The organism is Bizionia sp. (assembly GCF_048259285.1).
Classification (GTDB): domain Bacteria; phylum Bacteroidota; class Bacteroidia; order Flavobacteriales; family Flavobacteriaceae; genus Algorimicrobium; species Algorimicrobium hallyeonense.
Map to the genome: position 1 here is coordinate 55092 of NZ_JBLXHU010000011.1, position 17554 is coordinate 72645.

The 17554-nt window shown below is 36.3% G+C and carries 7 protein-coding genes; 2 read left to right on the plus strand and 5 right to left on the minus strand.

All coding sequences use genetic code 11. The annotated features are described in order from the left end of the window. The 5 genes from ACN0QX_RS07505 to ACN0QX_RS07525 form a co-directional block, all read right to left on the minus strand. Window positions 1-9600, minus strand: coding sequence for a T9SS type B sorting domain-containing protein (locus ACN0QX_RS07505; protein ID WP_417196084.1), 9600 nt, complete (start codon window positions 9598-9600; stop codon window positions 1-3). A 122-nt stretch (window positions 9601-9722) separates the two neighbouring features. Next, window positions 9723-12428, minus strand: a complete 2706-nt coding sequence (locus ACN0QX_RS07510; RefSeq protein WP_417196086.1) for a PorP/SprF family type IX secretion system membrane protein — start codon at window positions 12426-12428, stop codon at window positions 9723-9725. Beyond that, a complete protein-coding gene (locus ACN0QX_RS07515) occupies window positions 12429-13814 on the minus strand; it encodes a gliding motility-associated C-terminal domain-containing protein (protein WP_417196088.1) in 1386 nt (461 codons plus the stop codon). Window positions 13815-14024: 210 nt separating this feature from the next. After that, on the minus strand, window positions 14025-15326 hold the full coding sequence (locus ACN0QX_RS07520; RefSeq protein WP_417196090.1) for a hypothetical protein: 1302 nt from the start codon (window positions 15324-15326) through the stop codon (window positions 14025-14027). A gap of 276 nt (window positions 15327-15602) precedes the next feature. After that, window positions 15603-16055, minus strand: coding sequence for a hypothetical protein (locus ACN0QX_RS07525; RefSeq protein WP_248400190.1), 453 nt, complete (start codon window positions 16053-16055; stop codon window positions 15603-15605). 257 nt (window positions 16056-16312) lie between these two features. On the opposite strand from ACN0QX_RS07525, the gene ACN0QX_RS07530 reads away from it, so the two are divergent. Together ACN0QX_RS07530 and ACN0QX_RS07535 are read left to right on the plus strand one after the other, a co-directional pair. Further along, complete coding sequence (locus tag ACN0QX_RS07530) at window positions 16313-17092, plus strand: DUF3108 domain-containing protein (protein ID WP_248400192.1); 780 nt, start codon at window positions 16313-16315, stop codon at window positions 17090-17092. A gap of 6 nt (window positions 17093-17098) precedes the next feature. After that, on the plus strand, window positions 17099-17506 hold the full coding sequence (locus ACN0QX_RS07535) for an FUSC family protein (protein ID WP_417196093.1): 408 nt from the start codon (window positions 17099-17101) through the stop codon (window positions 17504-17506). Window positions 17507-17554: the final 48 nt, after the last annotated feature.

A 17554-nucleotide genomic window follows, 5' to 3' on the forward strand; every position in this document is an offset into this window, starting at 1 on the left:
TTATCGGTAAAGTGTAAAGTGTCCCACGAAGTCTCTATCATCATTCTCATCATTTAGCCTAACCACGTACCAATAATCTCCGGTAGGAAGTTCTTTACCATTGTATTTACCATCCCATTTTTGCCCTATTCTTAACGTGACAATTTTTCGGCCATAGCGATCAAAAACATCAAAATCAAGATTTGGATAATGGATTGAACATCCTGGTCCCCATTCATCCATAGTACCATCACCATTTGGTGTAAAGTAATTAGGGATACAAACATCTACATACTCAAAATATCTAGTTGCAATAGCCACGCAACCACTACTATCGGTTACGGTTACGGTATATGTTCCAGATTCGGATATATAAAACACGTTCGTATTTCCATAGTCAACACCATTTAATGTATAAACATAATCTCCCGAACCTCCAGTTGCTGTTGCTATAATTTCATTAATAACACCATCAGTTAAAACAAGTGTTAACGGATCAAAGGCAGTTATATCAAAAGGATCCGTTGTTTGAATACAGCTATTAGTATGCTGTACATCTATAGTATGTCCAATTCCTGGTGGTACATCAATAAATACATTACTAGCTTGAAATGGTCCTCCGTTTAATGAGAAGTCCACATCCGCTAAATCCGTAATACTTTCATCTACTATAACGGTAACAATATTGCCTGACGCATTATTTACACATGCATATTCAATTTCAACCGTAGGATTTATTCGTGCAGATTCAGGGAAAGGTATCAACATTTCCGAATCGCAACCAGAACTATCCCGCACATAAACTGTATGGTTTCCACCAGCGACACCTGTAAAATCAAATATTGTTTGACCACTAGTTCCTACGGTATAAGGACCATTATAATCATCAAGGCTTACTGAATAAGGCGGTGTTCCTCCTGAAATTTCAATACTAAACTCACCATCCAAATCACCTTCACAAATTTCTTCAATAATGGTTAATGAATCGAACGTTATAAATACAGGAGCTGGTTCAACGATAGTGAAATTAAGAGTTAAGTAACATCCTAATTCATCTTGTACAATAACATCATACGTTCCTGGTTCTAAATCTTCAAAAACACCACTATCGAAAAACTGATTTAATTGCGGTGAAATGGCGTATTTAATGATTCCTGTTCCGCCTGAAGCATTAATAACTACAGAGCCATCATTTGCACCAAAACACGAAACATCTGTAACCGTAAAAGGTGCTATTAGAGGTGCAGTAGGTTCCGTTATATTTATAGGGTTTGAAGTTGTTAAACAGTCACCACTAACCACTTGAACAATATAAGTACCTGCAAAAAGCTCCGTAAAAATACCTGGACTAGCTTGAGTAGCAGGTATCGGATTTCCTAATGTATCTAATAATGTATATACATAATTTCCTAATCCACCTTCAGCAGTTGCAACAATAACGCCTGTTCCATCTCCAGCACAATTAATAACGGCATTGGTTAATGATAAATTAAGTGTTAAATCCGGTAATGGATCAATTGTTATTTCATTAGAAACAATAGCAATACAACCATTAGCATCTTGTACATAGTATTCATAAACTCCAACTGGAACTGTAAAAGTTGTTGATGTTGCAAAAGATCCTAAAACTGGTGTAAACGAACTATTAGCACTATACGTATAAGGTCCTGTTCCACCAGAAGCACTTAACGTAAGTGTTGCTTCCGTTAAACAGGTTTGTGACGTGGTTTTCACCAAGCTAGCTTGAATTGGTGTTGGCTGCGTAATTGTAATATTAGGCGATGTAAAACTACAACCGTAACCATCCGTTACTATAACTTGATACGTTCCAACGCCTAATCCTCCAAATACAGGAGAGGTTTGTGGTCCTGAAGAACTACTAGTAGGTGAAAGCATATTTAATGTATACGAGTAATTGCTTCCTTGTCCACCTGTTGTTGTGGTTACTGTAATAGTAGCATTTGCATCATCAAAACATGATAATAAGGTTGTGCTAGGTATAACCGTTGCATCAATTGGTGCAGGAATATTTAGCGTTACTGTATCTGAAGCAATACACCCTCCAGCATCCATTACATTTACGGTGTACGTTCCTGCTGATAGATTCTCAAACGTATTGTTTGATGAATATGCAACGGTTGCCGCACCCGTTAACTCATATTGATAAGTTCCCCAACCACCTGTTGCTGTAGCGGTAATGGTTCCTAAATCATTAGTACAGGTTACGTTAGACGTTTCTAAAGCAACAATTGTTAACGCTTCCGTTGGTGATGTAACCGTTACCACATTGGTAGTGGTTGAACAAAACGGACTTGCCGTTTCGGTAACTTCAACGGTATAATTACCCGCTAATAAACCGGTTATAGCTTGTGGGTTCGTTGTAGTATTAGAGGCAATTGGTCCAAGTACTGAAGTTCCTGTATTGTCAAAAACTTCATAATTATATGTTCCGGTGTAACCAGTTACATTAATTTCAATGGCACCATTATTATCTCCAAAACAAGTTACGGCTGTGGTAGCTGTTGCAGTTGCATCAACCGTATCGAATGGTGAAACAGTATAAGCTGCTGTGGCTATAGTACATCCTGTATCTAAATCGGTTACAAGGAAAAAATACTCACCAGGCAATGTAATATTGAAGATGTTTGAAGCTTGAGGCGTTCCATCTGGTAACATTTGATATTCAAAATTTCCGGAGCCTCCAGTTACCGTAATGACTATAGAACCTGTGTTATTACAATCTATTGGTGTTGCTTCAGCAACTGTTGCTGCTGTTAAAGTTGGCAATGGTAAAATAGTAACTGTATTTGTTGCAATACACCCGTTACCATCTTTTACATATATGGTAATTGTTTGGGCACTTCCTGTATCTATAATATCGAACACATTAGAAGCAAAGTAATTTACACCATCAATACTATAGGTATAAGAAGGTGTTCCTCCTACTTCCGAAATTGTTAAAACGGAGGTGTTTACTGAACCATCAGCAGCACATGCAAAATCGGTTGCCGTTCCAGAAACCGTTAGTAAGGTTGGTTCATCAATAATAACATTGGCAGTTGCAGAACAACCTCTACCAGAATTTACTTGCACGGTGTATGTTCCCGCCGGTAACCCTGTAAAAACATTTGAGCTTTGAGGCGCCACAACTATTGGTGCTATTATTTCATAGGTGTAAATAGGGTTATCGTTTCCTGCATCTAAAAGAACCGTAATCACGCCTTCATTGCTACCATTACAAATTACATCTGTAACAGTGGTAGTAAAACTAACAGGTGTTGCAGCATCTAAAGTAATGCTCGCATCTTCTGTACAACCTGTGGTTGCGTCTGTAATGGTTACTATATACGTTCCTGATGGTACACCGGAGAATACATTTCCAGTTAAACTAATTGTTGCAGGATTTGGGCTAATACTATAAGAATAGGTTCCAGTTCCACCTTGCGCTGTTACGGTAATTTCGCCATCATCATCCGAACATGTTGTAATTCCGGTTACTGTTGGAGAAATTCCTAAAGGTGCTTCAATATTTACAGTCACTGTATTTCCACAACCATTAACATCTCGTACTTCAATAGTATGACTACCGGAGTTTAAATTTTGGATTGTGAATGGTACAGTTTGCGATTGAAATGCACCTCCATTTACACTAAATGTATAAGGTGGCATTCCTACAGTTGATAATGCAACATCTATTTCAAAAGTCCCTTCAGCAGTATTACATTGGTTACTTACAGTTGCAGAAACTACTGGTGAAGGATCCATAGGTAATACTAAAACAGGTGTGGTTCTAATACATCCATAAGCATCCATAGCATGTACATAATAACTATTAGCATCCATATTAAACGTGCTAGTTGAAGCCCAAGATGGGTCGGTTGCCAAAGGTGCAGTTGCCGTTGTAGTAATTTGATACATATATGGCGGTGTTCCATCCGTTGCAATAGCGCTTATAACTCCAGAATTAAGATTACAATTTGCATTCTGATCAACAGTTGCTGTTACACTTAATTCAAAAGCAGACTCCGTAATATTAAAAGGCACGGTAACCACACTACAACCTGTATTTGGCCCTGATGTTTCACTTATTAAAACAAAGTAATTTCCAAAAGGTAATGGTCCTAAATTAGCAACGGGTAAAGAACCATTTCCTGGCACTGTTCCTGTCCCACTAATTCCTGTTGTTACCAATGATAACGAATCGAAAATTTCATAAGTTACATTGGTAGCAGCACCATAGGTACTGTTAATTGTAAATGACACATTGCCGTCCGCACTACCTGTACAGGTAATGTTATTTGCCGTAACCGCCGTAGCCGTTAGCGTTGAATTTGTAGGAATTGGACTTGTAGCTGTTTCATAATAACTACAGCCAGTTGATGAGTCATAAACAATAAAGGTATATGTTACACCTGGTAATAAATTGTCAAACGTAGCAGAACCTGGTGTTAACTCTGGAACCCATGAACCACCTGGTGCTGTACCTGTTGCTGGGTAAAGACTAAAGTAGAAAGGTCCAGGACTAATTAAAGTCGTGCCAATGGTAACAACGGCTTCGCCTCCTAAAAGACAGTCGGCTGTTGCTGTTATATTAATATCTAAATCGTCTGGTGGTGACGCCACAAGCACATCTTGAACTAACACTGAACAACCATTAGCATCAACCACATTAATTTGATATAATCCAAAATCAACCACATCAAAGCTTATGGAAGTTGTTCCCGCATTGTTAAATTCCGAATTATTGTAACCATTAGTTCCTGTTACAAAATAATTATATGGCGGTGTACCGCCACTTACCCCGTCCACAATAACTGATCCTTGAGACACACCACTTGGGCTACACGTAATAGGAACTGCATAATGTACTACATTGATTGGTGATGGTTCAGCAATAATTATGGTTTCCGTGTCTGTACAGGAATTGTTATCGGTTAAGGTAATGGTATATGATCCTGCAGCTAAACCTGAAGTTTGTGTGCCATAATCAAAACCAGTAGTTGTATTATACACATTAATTACAAATACAGGCTCGCCAACGGTTGTGTTAATTACAACATCAATAGCAGCGTTTTCATCACCATGACATAAAATAGGTTGTGTTTCTGTTACTGAAACAATTTCAGGTAACGTAAGTACATCAATGGTATTAACCGTTGAAAGTGCTGTACATCCTTGGGCATCCGTTATTTGAAATTGGTAGGTTCCATCATTTGCAGTAGCATACGTAAATGGAGAGCCTGTTGCGCCTAACGCTGTAAATGCACCTCCATTAACAGATACCTCATATGTAAATGGTGGATACCCGCCAGTTATTGTTCCTGTAATAAGAGCGTCTGGAGATGTTGTACAATCCAAATCTTTAGTTACTATTGTACTCACGGTTAATTGAGCTGCAATAGTTTCAGCAGGCATTGTAAAAGTACAACCATAGGCATCTCTTACTATAATGGTATATGTTCCTGGAACTAAATTATTAAACGTATTATTTGAAGTAAATGGAGCACCATTGATACTATATTCATAAGGTGGCTGACCACCAGATGCAATTACCTCTAAAGTTGCTGCATTAGTTGCATCAAAACAATAATCTGAAGTTACATTAATAGTAGCTGTTGGACTTGTTGGAACCAGTAAATCGAAAGTCGTTGTTACTGTACAACCTTGTGTATCTATTACAGTTGCTGTATACGTTCCTGTTTGTAATAGATTTGTAAAGGTATTACTCGCTTGTGCTGGAAGGACAGTTCCATCTGGAAAGGTTAAACTATAGGAATTTCCGCCCCAACCTCCTGTTGCATTTATGACTACTTGTCCATTTCCGTTACAGGTAATTGGGCTAACAGTTGTTGAAATATTTAGAGCAGTAGTTGGGCCATCTATAGTTAATGTTTCTGTAGCTTCACAATTAGTTGTCGTGTCGGTTACAACAATTGTATACGTATCCGCAGAAAGACCATTTAAAACTATTGGAAATGTTCCTGCTGTTGAAGCGCCTCCATTTATGGTATAGGTGAATGTTGTTGAACCCGATACTGTAAATTGAATAGAACCGTCTGAATCACCAAAACATGTCACATTACTGATGTTTTGACCTATAACAGATAATGCTGGTAACGGGTTAATTGTATAGGATTCGGTATACGTACAATCATTTTCATCACTAACTTGGAACGTATAAGTTCCCGGCGCTAAATCAGCAAATACATTGGACGATTGATAAGGTGTTGCTTCTGTTGCTGGTGCAATAATTTGATATTCTAAATTTCCAACACCGCCAGTAGTTCCTGTAATGGTTATTGTTGACGTATTTAATGGACAACTCAATGCCGTATTATCAAATGTTAAATCCGTTGGAGGATTTAACGGGTCAATAGTAATACTACCCACAATTACTGCACACCCGCTACCATCTTGAACAGTAATTGTGTATGTGCCATTTGATAAACCAGAAAAGGTATTTCCTGCTTGGAATGTAACACCATCAATGCTATACGTATAAGGCAATGTTCCACCTGAAACTCCTGTAACCGTAATTTCACCATTTGTAGTACAGGTGTATGGCGTCGTTAACGTAAGGGTTCCTGTAATTGGGTCGCTTTCTGTAATCGTTATCGTTTGCGGATCTGTAACACAAACATCTGGTCCAGTAGTATATTGAACAACCACATCATAATCTCCTGCAGGAAGTCCTGTAAATACATTAGAACTCACGAAGGTAACGCCACCGTCAATACTATATAATAAGCTGTTTCCGTTTGGATTGGTAACATTTACAGTTATGGAACCATTTCCTGCTCCTTCACACGCAATATTAGTTTGATTTACCGTGAATTCTGGTGCTAAAGTAGCTTCCACGGTTATAGACGTAGTAGCTTCACAGTTATTAGAATCTATAACGGTAATATTATAAACGCCTGGAGCTGTAACCACAACTTCAGGAACCGTTTGGAAAACCGTTCCACTATTTACAAAGTAAAAATAAGGTGGTGTGCCGCCATTGGCATAAACGGTAATTTCTCCATCTGTACAAGTTAATGGACTTGTAAGCGCTGACGTTGCTGTTAATAAAGGTGGTTCAATGATTTCAACATCTTCGGTATGTGTACACCCATCATCAGTTTCAACAAGAGTTGTATAGATTCCTGGATTTAAGTTGGAAAATGTGTAATTATTCTCTGTTATTGGACCAACACTATTTACCAATGTTCCACCGTCATAAATTGAAAAGAAATATTGTGGTCGTACATCATTGGCTGCCAGCGTAATACTACCTCTATCCCCATAGCAAAGTGGTTGTGCTACTGTTAAAGACACAGTGAAATCACGCGCTCTAATTTGAACATCTGGAACTGTAAAAACACATGGATTTGTTGAAGCGCCTATCTGTCGGATGAAAATCGTATAAGTTCCCGCCACAGTAATAGGGAAAACATTACTTGCTTGGTATGTAACGCCATCAATGCTATATTCGTAACCATTTGGTACACCTCCAATGGTTATTTGTCCCGGCGTTGTACAGATAATATCATTACTCGTTACGGTTGGGTTTAAAACATTTTGATACACATTAAAATAAAACTGATTAAAACAACCACCTTCATAATTAATCGTTAATCGAAATTGCCCAGAAGTATTCGCATTAAAATTTGAACCAGTTCCTACTTGATTCCAAGTACAAGCCCCATCTTCATTTGCACAATCTGCGTTGACAACTGGCGTACAGCTCCCCTCATCTAATTGTTCCCATATTATTGAAGATGCATCTGTAATTTGGGTTTCAATTAAAGTGAAATCATTAGCGCCACACAAAAATATATTTGGTAATAATTTTCCGTCATTTGGACAGGTTACAACTTCATCGGCAAACGGAATAACTGGGTTTGTTAAAGTTGTACCTCCATAATTAGTAACCACAAACGTTTGGGTAATGGATTGACAGGGTGCTATAGCTGTATTATAAACGTAATAAGTACCTGTTGCAGCCACGGTTATGGATTGCGTTGTTCCAATTACCGGTGTGCCTGTTGGACTGGTGGACCAAGAATAGGAATCATAGCCATTTCCAGCTGTTAGTTCAACTGTGTCTCCACATAAAATGACATTTTCTATAAATTCACAGTCCAAATCTGCTAAAAAGTTCGTTGCTTGCGGTATAATTAAACAACCTGTATTAGTGTTTAAACTTGGATCGTCTGAAATAATAAAATTCGGATTTTCAATACCTCCGTAGGTAGCAAAGGCTTGATTGTTTATAATGTTCGAGCAGGCATCTGCTAAACTATCACAACTTTCTACTACTTGTACATGGATTCTAATTTCAGTAACAGGATCTCCTTGCTCTACAATAGAATTATCAACGCTAAAAATAAGCTCTCTTGTTGCTGGATTATAACTTTGTACGGTAACGCCCGGTGGTAAAACACCTAGATCTGCCGGATAGTTAAAAATAACATTAACAGGAAGCACGTCTCTTATGGTTAAGTTGTCGGCATCATCATTTCCTGTATTATTAAAACCAATTACATAATTTAATGAAGTTCCTAAACCCACTGTTTGACCACCAATATCGACTCCAAAATCATCTTCTACTATTTTGGTTAATACGATTCTTGGTTCAATAATTTCGACAGCAAAAGCACAGAAGTAAGCAAAATACTGATCTTGATTACTTTCTAACCTAATAGTAGCAGTTGTATCTCCATTACCAATGACGGTGTTTCCTGGGTTAGGAATTACCATAATACCTGTATCAAAACCTAAAGTATTTGCACTGTTAGGGACTCTGTTATTAACAGGTAAGGCACTCAATTGAGTTACAGTGGAATTAAAAAAGTTATTTGCTGGTCTATCTACCGCAGACATCGTAACACCATTAAGAATTAATCTGTCATTCTGAATAGGGCTATCCCCTTCTAGCGCCGCAAAAGCAAAGTTTGCTCTTACAGGAACTGGTGCCGGAACGGTTCGGAATCCTGATACTGGAATATCCACATTAACAGAACTATTAATTGAACTAAAACCATCAAAACTGGTGATTGATTTTCCTGGCAAGGTTGGATCTTCAAAAACGATAAATAGCGACCACCCTGCGGATAAACCAGTTCCATTATAAGGATTAAAATTAGAGGTTTCTCCTTGTAATGTTGACACGTTCCCTACGGTATAAGTACCTAAATCGTTAGCCAAACCAGTAACGATTGAAGTAACATCTGCATAACAGGAATATGGAAAACTATTTCCGGTTTCAACACCGTTGGCTTCATAAATAACCGTACCTACCACATCATTATAACCGCCAGTGGGTCCTTTAAACTTGACATTGGTTATTGGGTCGCTTCCATTAGTAACAGCTCCCCAATATAAACCTGCATGGACAATTCTATAGCAGTTTGGGTTTGGTATTTCTAAATCGGCACTCGTAGAGTTAAAAGTGGATGGATCTCCATCAATATCAATATAGCGCATATCAACATTATGGTTGTATACAGATGTATTGTTAAATGGATTATTGCTTGGCCCTAAGATATTATTTCCAATGAGACGAATATCGCCTTTTAAGTCACTGTTAAATCTTGGTGTGAAGGGCACGAAGTTTTGAGCAATTGATTGTAAACTCATAAAAAGTATGATTACAACAATGCTAATCTTAAAAAAAGTAGGTTTTTTCATGATATCTTTGTTTATATAAACATTCAATCTTTTTAAGGGGCATTAAAAAGAGCAAATGGGGCACTCTATTTTTAATCTTCTATCTTAACTACAGACATTTCTTGGTTATAGGGTTTATTTCCTTTAGTTTCTAGGGCTCTCATAGCCTCTTCTACATAATCAAATTTTTGATAGTAAATAAAGTACTTACTCGAATTTACATCAAAAAAGAAATTAATGTTTGATTGTCCGGCAGCGATAGCTTTTTCTAAAAAAGCATCTCGTTCACTAACATTTTTATGCACGGCAACTATCATATAGTAACCGTTATCAACATTCTGAACACCTTTTAAAATTTGCACATTACTGCTCTGCTTCTCACCAGAATCAAAATCTTCTGCCGTTAAAGGAACCGTACTTAATGGGGTGCTGTTTTTAATTCTTTCAAGCGTCGCCATATCTTTATTATACCTATCCTTTTCATTATCGTATAGCGCACGTTTAATTCGACGTTTTCTTTCAATTTCTGTTGCTAATTTTATAGATTCTAATGTTGACACTAAACTAGCTCTGGTTCGTTCAGCTTCTGCTTGATCCGCTTTTAAACCACGAATAGTTTCTAAATAATATTTAGTGGTTTCATCATTTTTATTTGAACCTTTTTGGATGCGTTGTATATATAGATTTTCTAAATTCTTAATATCTTCGTTACGCTTATTTATTATAATATCTAAATCCGATTTTATAGCTTCCATTGCTCTGTTTTCCGCTGAAATACTCTTAAATGGTTTAGGTTCCATATAAATTCCTTGTTCACTTAAATCATTTTCTTCTTTAAGATCTTTCAGATCCTTATTTTTAGAAATAACAACTTCGTTTAATCGCACTAATAAAATTTCTTGTTCTTTTTCAGAGTCTTTTGTTGACTCGGTAATTGCGTACATGGATTTAGCTAAATCATCTTTTTGAGTTATAGCAACATCCGTTTCTATGACCCGTGATTGCGCTGCTTGTGCTTGAGCTGCTGCTTCAGCTGCTAATCTTGCTTCCTCGGCTGCTTGTGCTTGAGCCGTTGCTTCGGCTGCTAATCTTGCTTCCTCGGCTGCTTGTGCTTGGGCTGCTGCTTCGGCTGCTAATCTTGCTTCCTCGGCTGCTTGTGCTTCGGCTGCTGCTTCGGCCGCTAATCTTGCTTCTTCTGCTGCTTGTGCTTGAGCCGTTGCTTCGGCTGCTAATCTTGCTTCTTCTGCTGCTTGTGCTTGGGCTGCTGCTTCGGCCGCTAATCTTGCTTCTTCTGCTGCTTGCGCTTGAGCCGCTGCTTCGGCTGCTAATCTTACTTCTTCTGCTGCTTGCGCTTGAGCGGTTGCTTCAGCTGCTAATCTTGCTTCTTCTGCTGCTTGTGCTTGAGCCGTTGCTTCGGCTGCTAATCTTGCTTCTTCTGCTGCTTGTGCTTGGGCTGCTGCTTCGGCCGCTAATCTTGCTTCTTCTGCTGCTTGGGCTTGAGCCGTTGCTTCTGCTGCTAATCTTGCTTCCTCGGCTGCTTGTGCTTGGGCTGCTGCTTCGGCTGCTAATCTTGCTTCCTCGGCCGCTTGTGCTTGAGCCGTTGCTTCGGCTGCTTGCGTTTGGTTTTCGTCTTCGACTTGAGATTCTGCCAAAGCCGCAGCTTTCGCTTCGCGTTCTATTCTAGCTTCTTCTTTAGCTTCTTCACGTGCAAGAGCTCTAGCTTCTATAGCTAATCTTTTTTCTTCTAATTCCAATGCTTTTTGTTCTGCTCGTTCCGCTTTAGCATCAGCATCTAATTTGGATGTACTACTAGCCGAAGCAAGCGTACGTTTTTTCTGTTTTTTAATAAGGAGTGCTTGTTCTCTATCGTCACCACTATATTTAAATCGATTTCTCGTATTAAATTTATAAGCCAAGGTAAATTCATGGGATGAACCAAAGGTTGATAAATCGCCCATAGCCTTTTCGTAATTATATTCTATTGAAATTTGTTCCGTAATATTCATACCAACACCTCCCATTACGCCATAAACGGTATTATAGCCCAGCTGCGCCCATATCCCTTTTGGAACCATTAACATAGCAACACCTGAGAAAATAGTTTGATCTGTTTTAAATTCGGATTTAACTAAAGCTGAAAATTTACTTTCATCAAAGAAACCGCGACTATACATATAACCTGTATACATAACATGCGCCTGAATGCTACGTTGTGGATCTTCTTTTAGTAATTCGGAAGATTTTAAATTATATTGTACTAAGTTATTTACAGACACACCTAGATCAAAAAATACCAATCCGTAATTAATTCCGGGACTGACGGTAAAAATTGAATTTTTAGAAATATTATCTAATGAAGGGTCTGGTTCGTTTAAAACAACGCTTCCTTCGTTTATACTACTGGTATAAAAACCAAGATTCAATCCAAAAGTTAAATTACTATCTGTTTGAAGCTGGGCATTATAGGCCAAGTTAACAATACCTCCAAAGGTTGTTAATACACCATGATTTTGTTGAAATAAACCAACACCTACTCCCATGTTTTCACTATAACGTCCTGAATAATTTACTAAATACGTTACGGGTGCATCTTCAAATTGAATCCACTCTCTTTTATTGGTTATATTGATATACGTGTTTTGTTCTCTTACAAAACTAAAGGTTGGATTGGTTAAATATCTATTAAACTTTAAGGAACTTCTTACAGGAATAGCTAACGACACAACACCGTCCTCTTGAGAGAAAGAAAGTTGTGTTGAACACACGGTTAAAGCTATTATTAGTAAAAATGCTCTCATTTATTTTATAATGGTTATTGAACCTTTTTTTGTTTTATTATCTGTTGTGGTAATCACGTAGTAATAAACAGGGTTTACACTATTAAAGTTAATTTCGTTTTCTGGCCAATTATTTTGATAATCGGTGGTTTTTAGAGAAACCTTTCCGTAGGAATCCAATATGATTACTTCGGTATTTGTTCCACTTACATATTCGTTTGGAATAATCCATGTATCGTTGATGCCATCGCCGTTGGGACTTATAACATTTGGAATTTTTTCAACACTAGGGAATGGATCTATAGGTGCTTCAATTACAAATGAAAATTCATTGGAAACTAGACAACCTGTTGTTTGGCTAATAACAACTTTGTAATCACCATATTCTGATGCATCATAGGTGTTTCCATTGGCACCAGGAATAAGGGTATTATTTAAAAACCACTGATATTCTGGACTATTAGCAGAGCTTGTAACTTCTACATATAATGTATCATTAGCATCCATCACGTTTATCTCGTCCACATTAATACTACTTGTAAAGCCGTCACTTTCTAAATCAATAAATGCAGTTGTTGTACAGCTCCCTAAATCAATACTTACAGAATACGTTCCAGACGATGTCGTTTCAAAAGTTTGATTAGTTGCTCCAGAAATAACTTCGCCATCTAAAAACCACTGGTAACCATTCCCTTCAGTTGTAGTTAAAGTGGTTGGTCCGCCACTTGGGCAAAACGGATTTCCTAAACTGGAAATAACCGCCATTGTTGAGCCCGATGTAGATTCTGAAACTGTTACGCGATTAGAATAGGAATCTGAAGTACATGTCCCATAATTAGTTTCCACAAAATATGTTCCCGGTGAACTAACGGTTAAAGTTTCACCATCTGCCACAAAAACGGAAGTTGAAGGACCTGTTGTTCTGTACCATTTATAGGTTAGTGATGGATAATTTAATGGGGAATCGTTTATTCCAGTTCCAGGGTTATCTATTGTTAAAACATAACTTCCTCCAGCGCAATAAGTTGCTATTGGAATTAAATTATTGATTGAAAACGGTGTGTCTTGAATTTTGTAATAGGCGGCAAATGTTGATGATCCAGAGCTTGTAGCAGCCGGTGCAGTACTTTTAACGCGCAACCTATATGATTCACCTGTTGTAATAGTTGGCAAACCAAAGCTTAAAGTTGCGGGTGAAGTTGTAATGGCTCCTGCTGTTGAAGTAGCCACAGTTGTGGCACTAGCAAAACTACCAGTTGCATCAGATAGCTCAATTATAAATTGATTAGACGGATTTAATCCTGCTTCTGGAGAAAAACTAAAGGTAACATTAAACGTATTAAAAGATTCATTTGCACAAGCTTGGGTAAATCCAATATTTGGAACACCTATAGCTATCTGTGCCATTATGTTCTGACTTATGGTTAGAACAAAAAAACACATTACAAAAAAGGAATTTTTTACAAAAGTAGTTTTATCCATACGCTTTATTTATTGGTAGTCGGTACAAAAACAATGATTTATATAACACTGTGTTTGCACGTTTGAGGGGCTTAAAATAATTTAGGATTAATAAAAATGAACCTTCTAAAGAAGATTCATAAATAAACTAAATTTCTAATCATCATTGGATGCTATAATTTTATTTATTCGCAGTCTAAAATCTGGCCTTCTAGAATTTTGTAAATCAATAAAGGTTTCAGAATCCAATCCTTTTGAATACACATTAAAGAAACTGCTATTTCCATACCAACTCTCTAAATCTTCATTATTAGATTTATATTCCGTGAAAATATTTCCATTACAGTTATTGAAATACATTTCAGTAAATTTTATCCTGTCTAACGTTTCACTGTTAATTTTCATCTTATTTGCTAAAAGCACAGCTGGATTAAATCCAGAGATGACACTTTTATTCATATCTAGTTCGGCCAACTCATCAATAAAAATAGCTTCTTTAACCAGGCCTAATTCGATTTCAGATTTCAAGTTACTACTAGCGTTGATAAATGTTAGGTTTGTTGCAAGTACTGAAGTTTGCTTTTTAGAAAAATCGATTTCTGATTTATCATCTTTAAAGGATGCCACGTTTAGGCATCTAGATCCATCTGGACTAGAAACGTAAGATGACCTAACAGCTAATGAATTGTATAAATTACTTTGAGCTCCATAATTAAAGTTATAATCTATTTTTTCAGATTTATAAGATACAGCTTCACTTATATTAACTTGCCCGCCATACACATCGAATGAATTACCCGCTGAAAAACTAACCATAATATTTTCTAAAATAGTTTGGCTTCCCACACCTGCCAACAATAAGGCATTAAAATTCTCACCGCTCTTTAACTTTTTACCAGCATATTCAATTCGTACATAGCGCAAAATACCGGAATTGCTTTCAGTATTTTCTCCACCATAGCTAACATGGTCATAAGAGGCTGATTTAAAATCGTAATTTACGGAAGATCCATTACCAAATTTATTAATTGGTGCATCGCCTAGAATAATGATTCCTCCCCAATCGCCTGCTTTTTTCACACTTCTATTAGAAGTAAAAACAATAGGATCGGTTTCCAAACCATCAGCAATTATTGTAGCACCTTTAGTAATAATTAAAGCACCACTGGATTTAAAGTCTCCTATTATAACTGTTCCAGGCTCAATAAATAAAGTGGCGTTATTGGTAACAAAAACATTACCTAATAACATGTAAGTGTTTTTTTTGCTAAGCTTTGTATCAGCTGAAATGGTTCCGGTTAAAATCTCGGTGGCTTCACCATATTCATTTAAATCTGGTTTAAATTCTGTCCAAGAATTTAACCAGTTATCAGTGCCAATAATACCTTTCTCTTGTTGGGAGTAGGAATTGGAAAACACTAATAAAAAAATGCGTAAGAGTTGGGGCAAATTTTTCATAGTTAAAATAGTTATTTATTAATCATAAATATTCTTTTTATTATATACCAAACATATAAATAAATTCCACTAAACACAAATAATAACGACAAAATGCACAAATGAACATGTTTTTGAAGTTTTTTTCCTACAAATATGATACTGTTTTAAAAACTAACATTTAATTATAATATAGTTATTGTCTAACAGAAAATTTGTTTGAGAAAATATGCGCTTAATTAGCTTTGCTTTGATAATAGCAATCTAGATTATAATACCGCTTTAAAATAGCCTATATTAAAATCTATTATTTTCGCTATATATATGTAAAGATTTTAAAGTTTCTTCATAAAACAAAATCGCCGCTATTAAATTAGATCTGTCCGAATAGGGTAGAATTTTATTCTGAAAATCCATAGTACTTAAAAAGTAATCCCTAGTAGCGTCTATTTGAGTATCTAAAGCAGTTCTATTGTCTTTCGTATCTGGAATACCAAAGGTAGACATGGTAACGCCAGGCTTTGTTGCAAATGCTATATAAGGTAGAATTTTGATAATAATTTCAATTCGCTCATTATACAGTCCTAACAAAACACCTTTTTGCATCTGCTCCAGTTCCTTTCTGTCATGGTATTTAGAAATACCAACATCTTGACTGATAATACTTTTAGGTGCATCCTTATTCTGGCCAGATGCAATGCCTGTCATCAATAGACAGGTTAAACAAAACAAAGTAATTTTAGATTTCATGTTATAGGTTTTGGGGTTTAATATCACAAATTTATGCAATTAAACGAAAAAAACAAGCGTTTTGTCGATTATTTCATGTTTATCCACAATTATTTTTCGGCAATATTGAAATCAAAACGCTAACATTCAGATAATAATGTAATTATGAAAACTTTAACAATTAGGTTCTACCAAATCTGATTATACTTTTTTTCTAACATTTTACTTTCGGCACAATAAATGTTATTACCTTCGTTATACTAAAAACTAAAAATTATATGTTTAAATATTTTTTCATTTTAAGTCTTTTTGTTGCGTCTGTCGGCTATTCACAAAATACAGCCATTTCAATGAACGAAAGCTTAAAGTTTACTGCAGCTTACAACATGTCTGGCATTATGACCGATTTAGCTGAAGTAACCATGGAGACTAGCCTTGTAAAGACATCAAAAGTTACGCTATTGCGTTTAAAAACAACAGCAACCACTTATAGCAAATGGGATAATTTTTTTAAAATTCGTGATTTATACGAAAGCTACGTAAGTCCTAAAACCTTAACACCTTATTTACATAAGCGTGATATTAACGAAGGTGGTTATTACAAAGCAATGCAGTATAAATTTAAAAATAAAACAAATACAGTTGAAAGCATCAAGAAAAAACGACGTGGTGATGGGACTATTTGGGAAGAAAAGAAAAGCATAAATATAGGTAGCTCCACCAATGATATTGTAACCACTATATACAAAATGCGTAATTTAAATTTAGAGCAAGCAACAACAGGCAAAAGCTTTCCTTTAACTGTAATTTTTGATAATAAAGAATTTAAAATTTCAGTGGTGTATTTAGGAACCGAAACGATTAATACCGCCATTGGTAAAAAAACGTGTTACAAACTAGGAATTTCTGTTAACAATAGTTCGGTTTTAAAAGGCTCTAATGATAATTTATTGTGGTTAACCGCGGATGCTAATAAAGTACCTGTTTACGCTAAATTTAAAATAGCCGTTGGTAATGGTGAATTAAAAATAAAATCTGCTACGGGATTAAAAAATTAAAATAACATGAGAATACTAATTATAATTTTAAGTTTAATTTCAGCGGCTTTTGCTGTTATTCTATCCGTTTTACCAGTTTCAAACTTGGCATTTATTCCTGCTATACTTGCACTTGTTTTGGGTTTAATTGGCTTCTATTTGTCCAATAAAAAAAACAAACCCAAACACACCATAAAACTGGCCTTCCTCCTAACTATTATTGCTTTATCCATTTCTATTTACAAGGCTATTTTTGATACATCGGAAGTTGGTAATACAGAACAATTAGAACTTACAGAACAACAATCTGAAGAAGAAGCTATAGAGGTTTTAGAGGATTTGGATATCGAGGACATGGAAGATATGGATTTGGAAGATATCGATTTGGAAGGTGTTGAATTTGAAGATGTGGATGGAGAAGATATTGACTTATAAATATAATTATTATAATTTCCCACAGTTTAGAAAGATAATACTTCGGTA